Origin of the sequence: Wolbachia endosymbiont of Pentidionis agamae (assembly GCF_036711655.1) — a bacterium.
Lineage (GTDB): Bacteria > Pseudomonadota > Alphaproteobacteria > Rickettsiales > Anaplasmataceae > JAZHPY01.
This window is the reverse complement of record NZ_JAZHPY010000096.1, coordinates 1-3,598: the sequence shown is the minus strand read 5'-3', so window position 1 is coordinate 3,598 and position 3,598 is coordinate 1. Positions and strand designations below refer to the sequence as shown.

Here is a 3,598-nt window from a genome sequence, read left to right as displayed (position 1 = left end):
TAGAGCATTTACAACTGCTGTATGCCCATGTCGAGCAGCATAATGTAAAGGAGTATAACCACTATTATCAATAGCATTAACATTAGCTTCTTTATTTATTAGAAGCTTTACAACTGCTGTATTACCATTTTCAGCAGCAAGATGTAAAGCAGTCCTATTGTCTTTATCCTTTGCATTAACTTTAGCTCCTTTTTCTAGTAGAAGCTTTACAGCTCTTATACGCCCATATCGAGCAGCCAGATGTAAAGGAGTAAGTTTATACCAATTAGTAGCATTAACATTAGCTTCATTTTCTATTAGAATCTCTTTCACTTTGTCATACCCATTGTAGGCAGCCCAGTTTAAAGAAGTGTAACCACTATTATCACGAGCATTAACATTTGCACCTTTCCATAGTAAAAATTTTACTGTATCAATATGCCCATTTTTAGCAGCTTTATGTAAAGAAGTATAACCTTCTTCATCAACAGTATTAACATCAACTTTTTCTATTTCGACCAATCTCTTAACTTCTGTTAAATTATTGTCTTGAATTGCTTTAAATAATTTTTTGTTATTTTCACTCATAAGATTTGCCTCATTAATTAATAAATTATGTGTTATAGTATCTCAAGTACTTTTTTAGAATAAATTTATTTTTTCTTTAAAAGAAGAATTAGATATCCAGCTTAAACTAAATATTTTTGAGATTTTTACTTGATTTCCTATATTATAATGGTAATGGCGAAACTCAGGAAGCAAAAATTTTCGCCGCGTTCACTCTTCTTAAGGAAAAATAAACTTTTGTATTTTAAGAGAAAAAACCTTCTTTCCCATCATAAAAATATAATTTCTCCAATTAAGCTGTTCTCTCTATCATCTTTTCTTCTAAGTGCTAAACTTATTGTATCATGAATACAAAGATAATTGATGTATTATTACCACTACCAATCAATCAACTGTTTTCATATGTTATTCAAAACAATGCTGAAGTTTCAGTTGGAGATTATGTAATAGTACCTTTTGGTAAAAAAAAATTAATAGGTATAGTGTGGCAATATAGCAATAGAACTGATAGAGAATTGAAGTTCATTGAGCAAAAAGTTAATTTACAATGCGTTAGAATACAGCTGATCAAGTTTATAAAGTGGGTTGCACAATATAATTTAATACCTACTGGTATGCTTGCAAAAATGCTGATTGGTGGAGCATTAAAAATAAATAATTTAGATAAACTATCTTGTATTGAACAGAAGCGAGAAATAGATGAAATAAATTACCAATTAAGTTCTGAACAACAAGAAGCAAGTAATAAGATTATAAACAATTTAGGAAAATACTCAGTCACTTTACTTGATGGTGAAACAGGATCTGGAAAAACAGAAGTCTATCTTTCTGTAATTGCAAACCTGATAAGTGTTGAAGCAAGTGCACAAGTTTTGATTCTTTTACCTGAAATTGTCTTAACATCACAGTTAGTTGATCACGTTCGTAAGCGGATATTAGGAAATATTGCTGAATGGCATTCTGCACTCACACCAAAAAACCGTAGAAATAATTGGTTAAATATAGTAAATGGTAGTGTTCAGATAATTATAGGAGCAAGATCTGCACTTTTTTTACCTTATAAAAATCTCAAACTCATTGTTATTGATGAAGAGCATGATTCATCTTTTAAACAAGAACACGGAGTTATATATAATGCCAGAGATATGGCTATAGTTCTTGCTAAGCTTGAGAATATACCAATTATTTTATCGTCAGCAACTCCTCTACTTGAAACAATTTATAATGTTAAAAATGGGAATTATAATCATATAAGTTTAACAAAACGTTTTGGAGGTGCTGAATTACCGCAAATTAAGATAGTTAATATGAGGAATAGCAAACAATGGATTTCACATGAACTATTTGATGAGATCAAAAAAACAATAGAAAAAACACAACAAGTCATGCTGTTTTTAAATCTTCGAGGATATGCACAATTAGTTGTATGTAAAAAATGTGGATATAAAATCCACTGCCCAAATTGCTCCATTTATTTAACATATCATAAGAAAAAAAATGCTCTTCTATGTCATCATTGTTCTTATTCGTCTTTGTTCCCAGAAAAGTGTACCAACTGTAAAGAGGAGAATACATTATCTTCATATGGTATAGGAATTGAGAAATTACTTGAAGAAATAGTAAAATTAATACCAAATGTAAAAACAGCAATTATAAGTAGTGACCAAAAAAGTATTAATACTATAATTAATTTGGTATTAAAAGAAGAAATTAATATTATAATTGGCACACAGATTATTGCGAAAGGACATAATTTCCCCAAGCTCACACTGGTTGGTATAATAAATGCAGATTTAGGTCTTTTTAATTCTGATTTAAGAGCAACAGAAAAAACATATCAGTTATTACACCAAGTTGCAGGTAGATCAGGACGGTTTAATGAAAAGGGGCGTGTAATAGTGCAGACCAATAATGCTGAAAGTTTAATTATTAAAGCATTGAAGAGTCAAAAAAGAGATCTGTTCTACGAAGCAGAGCTTGTATCAAGATGCACAGCTAAGATGCCACCGTTTAGCAGATTAATTGCTTTTGTTATTTCTGGAAAAAATCAACTTTTAGCACAAAAAGCAGCAGATAAATTAGTAAGAAGCATCCCAAATTCTCAAGAATTAGAAATTTTTGGTCCTTCACCAGCAGCTATAAATCTTATAAATAATCAATATAGATATAGAATATTATTGAAAATATATGGTAAGAATATGGTGCAGAGAAAAGTGAAAGACTGGATTAAGAAGTGCGGTTTTAATTCCAGTATCAAAGTAAAAATAGATGTTGATCCAATTAGTTTCTCTTAACCCAACTGCAGCTTAAAAAAAGCGAAAAATAGTAAAATATTTCATCTTTTAACTAAGGAAAAAAATAGAAAACCAAGAGCTTTAAGCAAAAGAGTTATAATTGAATATGTGATTGGTTTAGTAAAATTAAGATTAATTTTACTTTTTATTGAACCTATTTCAAAACCTATAACTTCAAATTTACATCATGTACTATTAAGTTTGTTATTTTATAGTGATTGACCTTGCCCCCTACTTAATCTAATTACCAAATTTATTTCAGGCATACGTAAAACCAGCTGCAGTGCAAGAGCTATAATACCTATACTGCAGCTACTTATGTGTTTTACCTATCAATACTCTTAGGATTTTCTATAAGATTATTAGTTTCTACACTGTTAAATATTGTACTTACTACTAGTTCGTTATCTATTATAGGATGGAACACTCCAGGATTTTCATTTTTGTATTCTTCAAGATTATTGTCTTTCATGTATTTTTCTTTATCTTTCATGTATTTTATAAGATTTTCGTCTGCCATATCTGTAAAAATATCACAAACTTTATCGAGTGCATCACGTCTTTCCATCCCTTTTCTACATTGCTCTTTTATGAGATCTCCATATATAGGTAAATCTTCGCTTAATTTACCTGGTTTTAAATAATTTTCAACCTCATCCATTATTTCAGAATATTTAAAAAATCCTGCTAATTTATTCGGATCATTCTCTACCAATATTTTATAAAGTGAAATCTCTGTTTCTCTATATTCTCCTGTA

2 protein-coding genes and 1 pseudogene are annotated in these 3,598 nt (G+C 29.7%); 1 reads left to right on the top strand and 2 read right to left on the bottom strand.

Going from position 1 to position 3,598, the window contains the following annotated elements; translation table 11 throughout:
* Positions 1-585, bottom strand: a 585-nt coding sequence (locus tag V6U76_RS04855) for an ankyrin repeat domain-containing protein (RefSeq protein ID WP_333023985.1), incomplete at its 3' end; no start/stop codon positions are given.
* Between the two features lie 305 nt (positions 586-890).
* Between V6U76_RS04855 and priA the strand changes: the two genes are divergently transcribed.
* Complete coding sequence (gene priA, locus V6U76_RS04850) at positions 891-2,840, top strand: replication restart helicase PriA (protein ID WP_333023983.1); 1,950 nt, start codon at positions 891-893, stop codon at positions 2,838-2,840.
* Between the two features lie 325 nt (positions 2,841-3,165).
* Here priA and V6U76_RS04845 read toward each other — a convergent pair.
* Positions 3,166-3,598: pseudogene (locus V6U76_RS04845) on the bottom strand (hypothetical protein); the annotation flags it as partial.